The 5,664-nt window shown below is 73.4% G+C and carries 5 protein-coding genes; 4 read left to right on the top strand and 1 reads right to left on the bottom strand.

All coding sequences use genetic code 11. The features are described from left to right. Positions 1-81 precede the first annotated feature (81 nt). A complete protein-coding gene (locus ACFWWQ_RS07140) occupies positions 82-1,167 on the bottom strand; it encodes a 4-hydroxy-3-methylbut-2-enyl diphosphate reductase (RefSeq protein WP_384591443.1) in 1,086 nt (361 codons plus the stop codon). A 119-nt stretch (positions 1,168-1,286) separates the two neighbouring features. Here ACFWWQ_RS07140 and ACFWWQ_RS07135 point away from each other — a divergent pair, with 119 nt between their 5' ends. The 4 genes from ACFWWQ_RS07135 to ACFWWQ_RS07120 all read left to right on the top strand — a co-directional run bounded on the left by ACFWWQ_RS07135 (position 1,287) and on the right by ACFWWQ_RS07120 (position 5,603). Next, the gene (locus tag ACFWWQ_RS07135; protein WP_384591440.1) at positions 1,287-2,753 is read left to right on the top strand and encodes an APC family permease; all 1,467 of its coding nucleotides are present in this window, start codon (positions 1,287-1,289) and stop codon (positions 2,751-2,753) included. Between the two features lie 321 nt (positions 2,754-3,074). Further along, positions 3,075-4,310, top strand: coding sequence for an exodeoxyribonuclease VII large subunit (xseA, locus tag ACFWWQ_RS07130; RefSeq protein ID WP_384591437.1), 1,236 nt, complete (start codon positions 3,075-3,077; stop codon positions 4,308-4,310). A 10-nt stretch (positions 4,311-4,320) separates the two neighbouring features. Continuing rightward, positions 4,321-4,623 (top strand): exodeoxyribonuclease VII small subunit, encoded by a 303-nt coding sequence (locus tag ACFWWQ_RS07125; RefSeq protein WP_384591434.1) that lies wholly within the window; start codon positions 4,321-4,323, stop codon positions 4,621-4,623. A 386-nt stretch (positions 4,624-5,009) separates the two neighbouring features. Further along, on the top strand, positions 5,010-5,603 hold the full coding sequence (locus tag ACFWWQ_RS07120) for a malonic semialdehyde reductase (protein ID WP_384591431.1): 594 nt from the start codon (positions 5,010-5,012) through the stop codon (positions 5,601-5,603). The last annotated feature ends 61 nt before the right edge of the window (positions 5,604-5,664 follow it).

Genomic DNA, 5,664 nt, shown 5'->3' with positions numbered 1-5,664 from the left:
GCCCCCCCGCGCGCCGGCCGCGGCCGGGGGCGGGGCGGGTGGGCGGCGCCCCCCCCCCCCGCCGGGTCGCGGTGTCGGGCCTCAGCTCTCCGTGGCGGCCTTGGCCTCGGCGCGCAGGTCGCGGCGGAGCTCCTTGGGCAGCGAGAAGGCGATGGACTCCTCCGCCGCGGTGATCGTCTCGACGTCGTCGTAGCCGCGCTCGGCGAGCCAGTCGAGGACGCCGTGGACGAGGACGTCGGGGACGGAGGCGCCGGAGGTGACGCCGACGGTGGTGACGCCGTCGAGCCAGCTCTCGTCGATCTCGTCGGCGTAGTCGACCAGATGGGCGTCCTTGGCCCCGGCGCCGAGGGCGACCTCGACGAGGCGGACGGAGTTCGAGGAGTTCTTGGAGCCGACGACGATGACGAGGTCGGCGTCGGCGCCCATCTGCTTGACCGCGATCTGGCGGTTCTGGGTGGCGTAGCAGATGTCGTCGCTGGGCGGCGAGAGGAGGTTGGGGTAGCGGCCCTTGAGGGCGCCGACCGTCTCCATCGTCTCGTCGACGGAGAGGGTGGTCTGGGAGAGCCAGACGACCTTGTCCGGGTCACGGACCTCGACGTTCCGCACGTCCTCGGGGCCGTCGACGAGCGTGATGTGGTCGGGCGCCTCGCCGCTGGTGCCGATGACCTCTTCGTGGCCCTCGTGACCGATGAGGAGGATGTCGTAGTCCTCCTTGGCGTACCGGACGGCTTCCTTGTGGACCTTGGTGACCAGCGGGCAGGTCGCGTCGATGGTGGCGAGCTTGCCGCGCTGCGCCTCCTCGTGGACGGCCGGGGCGACGCCGTGGGCGGAGAAGATGACGATGTTGCCCTCGGGGACCTCCGCCGTCTCGTCGACGAAGATGGCGCCCTTCTTCTCCAGGGTCTTCACGACGTACTTGTTGTGCACGATCTCGTGGCGTACGTAGACGGGAGCGCCGTACTGCTCCAGGGCTTTCTCGACGGCGATCACCGCGCGGTCCACCCCCGCGCAGTAGCCGCGGGGGGCGGCGAGCAGGACCCGCCGGCGCTCGCGCGGGGCGTCCGCGCTCGGGGTGCTTGCGGGCTGCGGAGTGTCACCGTGACGCGGGGCGTCTCCGCTCGCGGCGGTGGCGGGTGACGGGCCGGGCGTAGCAGTCATGCGTCCCATCGTACGGGCGTACCGCACCGCACAGAGATCGCTCCGGTGGCCCAGACTGAGGGCCGCGAGGGTACGTACCGGGCGTCGCGCGCCGGGCCGGACTTCGCGGACACGGTCGAGGAGGCGGTATGCCGGGGAACGACGCCGCGAGCGGGACGGCCGGTGGTCCGGCGGGCGGGGAGAACGGGGCGGCGGTGGCCCCGGAGCAGGGCAGCAGCAGCCCTCCGGCGCTGCGGCGGACGCTCACCTTCCGGGATCTGATCGTCTACGGGCTGCTGTTCATCGCCCCGATGGCGCCGGTCGGTATCTTCGGCACGCTCCAGGCCACGTCGCACGGGGCGGTCACCCTCGTCTATCTGGTCGCGACGGTGGCGATGGCGTTCACGGCGTACTCGTACGCGCAGATGGTGCGGGTGGCGCCGCAGGCGGGGTCGGTCTACACGTACGCCCGGGTGGGGCTGGGTGAGGGCGCCGGGTTCATCGCCGGGTGGATGGCGATGCTGGACTATCTGCTGATCCCGGCGGTGGCGTATCTGTTCTCCGGAATCGCGATGCACGCGCTCGTCCCCGAGGTGCACCAGTGGGTGTGGACGGCGCTGGCGGTGGTGGTGACGACGCTGCTGAACCTGTGGGGGGTGCGGACGGCGGCGGTCGTCGGGTTCGCGGTGCTGGCGATGGAGATCGCGGTGCTGGCGGTGTTCGTGGTCGCCGCGGTGGCGGAGCTGGTGGCGCACGGCGCGCAGCGCGGCTGGGCGGCTCCGCTGACCGGTGAGGGTTCCTTCTCGATGACGGCGGTGCTGGCGGCGGTGTCGGTGGCGGTGCTGTCGTATCTCGGCTTCGACGCCATCGCGGCATTCGCGGAGGAGGCGCGGGGGGCGCACGGACCGGCGGCGGGCGCCGGGCAGCGGGGTGCGGACCGGGTGGCGCGGGCGGTGATCACCTGCCTGGTGGTCGCCGGTGTGCTGTTCGCGGTGCAGACGTATCTGGCGGCGCTGCTGGCCCCGACGTCGGCGGCGGAGCTGGCGGCGAAGCCGGGCACACAGGGTGAGGCGTTCTACGCGACGGTCGATGCGTCGGTGGGCGGCTGGCTGCACGATCTGGTGGCGGCGAGCAAGGCGCTGGGCGCGGCGTTCGCGGCGCTGGCCGGGCAGGCGGCGGCCGGGCGGCTGCTGTTCGCGATGGCGCGGGACCGGCGGCTGCCGGGGACGATGGCCAAGGTGGACGTGGGCAGCGGGGTACCGCGCCGGGCACTGGTGGGCGCGGCGGTGGTGACGCTGGTGGCGGCGGTGTGGGCGGCGCGGCGGGCCGACGGGCTCGACCATCTGTCGTCGATCGTGAACGTGGGCGCGCTGACCGCGTTCGCGCTGCTGCACGCGTCGGTGATCGGCTGGTTCCGGGTCCGGCGGCGCGCGGAGGTGCCGAGCGTGCTGCGGCATGTGGTGGTGCCGGTGATGGGCCTGGCCGTGGTGGTCGCGGTGATCGTCGAGGCGTCCCGGACGGCCCAGCTGGTGGGCGCGGTGTGGCTGGCGGTGGGGCTGGGGGTGCTGGCGTTCCAGTACTGGAGGGCTCGGCGGGAGGGGGAGGCGGAGCAGTAGGCGGGGGCTCCCGGACATGGGGCTCCCGGACACGCGGCTTCCCGGACACGGGGCCTCGCAGGATGCGGGCCTGGGGCTGTGCCGAGTGCGGGCCGGGGGCTTCGCCGCCGGGTGCGGGCCGGGGGCTGTGCCGGGTGCGGGGCCTCGCCGGGTACGGGCCTGCGGCTTCGCCGGGGCGGGTGGCCTCGCCCGGTACGAGCACGACGTATCGCGCGGCCCGGGGGCTCGGCGGAGGGCCGCGGGCACGGCGTGGTCCCGGCGCGCGCACCGCACGGCGGCGGCCCCCGGCCGTTGTCGGTGGTCGCCGTTACTCTCGCTCGTATGGCTCTCTCCACGTCTCCCGAAGCACCGATCCCGGTCGGCCAGGTGTCGCGGCTGATCGGCGGGTGGATCGACCGGCTCGGCGCCGTCTGGGTCGAGGGGCAGATCACCCAGCTGTCGCGGCGGCCGGGCGCCGGGGTGGTGTTCCTGACGCTGCGCGACCCGTCGCACGACATCTCGCTGAGCGTGACGTGCTACCGCCGGGTCTTCGACCAGGTGGCGGACGTGGTGAGCGAGGGCGCCCGGGTCGTGGTGCACGCCAAGCCGGAGTGGTACGCGCCGCGCGGCCAGCTGTCGCTGCGGGCCGCGGAGATCAAGCCGGTCGGGGTGGGTGAACTCCTCGCGCGGCTGGAGCAGTTGAAGAAGTCCCTGGCGTCCGAGGGCCTGTTCGCCCTGGACCGCAAGAAGCCGCTGCCGTTCCTGCCGCAGCTGATCGGGCTGGTCTGCGGCCGGGCGAGCGCCGCCGAGCGGGACGTACTGGAGAACGCCCGGCACCGCTGGCCGGCCGTCCAATTCGAGGTGCGCAACGTCCCGGTCCAGGGGGCACGCGCGGTGCCGGAGGTCATCGAGGCGGTGCGGGAGCTGGACGCACTGCCGGAGGTGGACGTCATCATCGTGACGCGCGGCGGCGGCAGCGTGGAGGATCTGCTGCCGTTCTCCGACGAGCGGCTGGTACGGACGGTCGGCGCGGCCCGCACCCCGGTCGTCTCCGCGATCGGCCATGAGCCGGACACCCCGCTGCTCGACCTCGTCGCCGACCTGCGGGCGTCCACCCCGACCGATGCGGCGAAGAAGGTCGTACCGGACGTCGGCGAGGAGCTGACGCGGGTGCGGCAGCTGCGGGAGCGGGCGCTGCGCGCGGTCGGCGGTTTCCTGGAGCGGGAGGAGCGGGGGCTCACGGCGGCGCTGAGCCGCCCGTCGATACGCCATCCGCAGCGGATGGTGACGGACCGCGCCGAGCAGGTCGAGGCGCTGCTCGGCCGTGGCCGCCGGACGCTCGGCCATCTGCTGGACCGCGCCGACTCGGAGCTGGCGCACACCCGCGCCCGGGTCGTCGCGCTCTCCCCGAAGGCGACGCTGGAGCGCGGTTACGCCGTCCTGCAGCGGCACGACGGTACGGCGGTGCGCTCCCCGTCCGAGGTGACCGACGGCGAGGAGCTGCGGGCGCGGGTGTCCGAGGGCGACTTCGCGGTACGGGTCGGCGACGGCACCAGCGCTGTCACACCCAGCGCTTAGTCTGGACGGCATGGCGAAGGCGGAGACGGACGAGATGGCGGACGCGGAGCGCGGTGCGACCGATGAGCAGACCTCTGAGCCCGTGGCGCCCGTGGACTCCACCCTCGGTTACGAGCAGGCGCGGGACGAGCTGATCGAGGTGGTCCGCAGCCTGGAGGCCGGCGGCACGACGCTGGAGGAGTCCCTGGCCCTCTGGGAGCGCGGCGAGGAGCTGGCGAAGGTCTGTCGCCGCTGGCTGGACGGCGCCCGCGCCCGCCTGGACGCGGCCCTCGCCGAGTCGGACACGGCCGAGGGGGACGGCGAGCGGGGCTGATCCTCGGGGCGGCGGGCCAACCCCGTCCCGGCGGCGGGAGCCGCGGCGGTGAGGTCGCCCGATGGGGCCGCCCCGGTGACGTCGACGGCTTCGGGCTGACCCGGTGACGTCAATGGCTTCCGGCTGCTGCCGCCGGCGAGGCCCACCAGGTCCGGGCTTGCCCGTAAACCCCGAACCACAGGCCCCGAACCACAGGCCCCGGGCCACGGACCGGCTCGCGCCCGCCGCCCGCCTCCGGGCACGACGCGACCCGTACACCGCACCCCGTGAGCCCCCTCACCCCCACTTTAGTTGAAAATTAATCTAACTCGGCTACAGTGGAGCGCATAGACATCACCGGATCGGCAGCCCCGACCCTCCCCCATCTGACTCACCGAGGTGCTTCCATGTCTCTCGCCCTTGACGCCGCCGCCCAGGACCTCCTCTTCCGCGATGCCCAGACCGCCAACACGTTCACGGACGAGCAGGTGACGGACGAGCAGGTCCAGGCCATCTACGACCTGGTGAAGTTTGCCCCGACCGCGTTCAACCAGTCGCCGCTGCGCCTCACGCTGGTCCGCTCCGAGGACGCCCGTAAGCGCCTGGTCGCCCACGCCATGGGCGCCAACGGCCCGAAGACGCTGGCCGCGCCGCTGACCGCCATCCTCTCCGTGGACCTCGACTTCCACGAGAAGCTGCCCCAGCTCTTCCCGCACGCCCCGGGCGTCAAGGACGCCTTCTTCTCCGAGGCCGCCGTCCGCGAGGTCGCCGGTACCCAGAACGCCACCCTGCAGGCCGGTTACTTCATCCTCGGCATCCGCGCCGCCGGCCTGGCCGCCGGCCCGATGACCGGCTTCGACTTCACCGCCGTCGACAAGGAGTTCTTCGGCGACGGCACGCAGAAGTCCTTCCTCGTCATCAACTTCGGCAAGCCGGGTCCCGACGCCTTCTTCCCGCGTTCGCCCCGCCTCGACTACACCGAGGCCGTCACCACCGTCTGAGCCCGGACGGCCGCCGCACCCGGTGGCGCCCGGCACACGAAGGCCGCCGCTCCCCCTACGG

Source organism: Streptomyces sp. NPDC059080, from assembly GCF_042739975.1.
In the GTDB taxonomy this organism is placed as follows: domain Bacteria; phylum Actinomycetota; class Actinomycetes; order Streptomycetales; family Streptomycetaceae; genus Streptomyces; species Streptomyces benahoarensis.
This window is presented reverse-complemented; position numbering and strand designations above follow the sequence as displayed.